General features: G+C 43.9%; 1 protein-coding gene. It reads right to left on the bottom strand.

Features of this window, described 5'->3' with window-relative positions; all coding sequences use genetic code 11:
* Positions 1 to 540: toprim domain-containing protein (locus tag RIF36_RS12935; RefSeq protein ID WP_350149359.1), on the bottom strand; the 540-nt coding region annotated here is incomplete at both ends.

Below are 540 nucleotides of genomic sequence, written 5' to 3'. Positions count from 1 at the left end.
TACCTCGAACGCCTCATCGCCGTGACCAACGCCTGTTCCAAGCGCTGTGATCATGGCCTGAATTTCCTTGTTCTCCAGGATCTTGTTGATCTTTGCTTTTTCCACATTCAGGATCTTTCCACGAAGAGGAAGAATAGCTTGAAAACTACGATTTCGACCCATTTTAGCTGAACCACCCGCAGAGTCACCCTCAACCAGGTAAACTTCGCAATGTTCGGGATCTTTGATGGAGCAATCTGCCAACTTACCGGGAAGACCACCGCCACTCATTACGCTTTTTCGTTGAACTAATTGACGAGCTTTTCGGGCTGCTTCCCTTGCTTCTGCAGCCAGAACAACCTTTTCAATGATCCTTTTTGCAGTTTTAGGATTCTGCTCTAAGTATTCATTAAGCTGATCGTAAACAGTAACTTCTACAGCGCTTTGAACTTCAGAATTACCAAGCTTGGTTTTAGTCTGACCTTCGAATTGAGGTTCTGCAACCTTAACACTTAAAACAGCTGTAATTCCTTCTCTGAAATCTTCACCTGAAATAGAAAT

It is taken from the genome of Imperialibacter sp. (genome assembly GCF_040222815.1).
Classification (GTDB): Bacteria; Bacteroidota; Bacteroidia; order Cytophagales; family Cyclobacteriaceae; genus Imperialibacter.
Note: the sequence above shows the minus strand (reverse complement) of the source record. Positions and strands in the feature narration are given on the sequence as shown.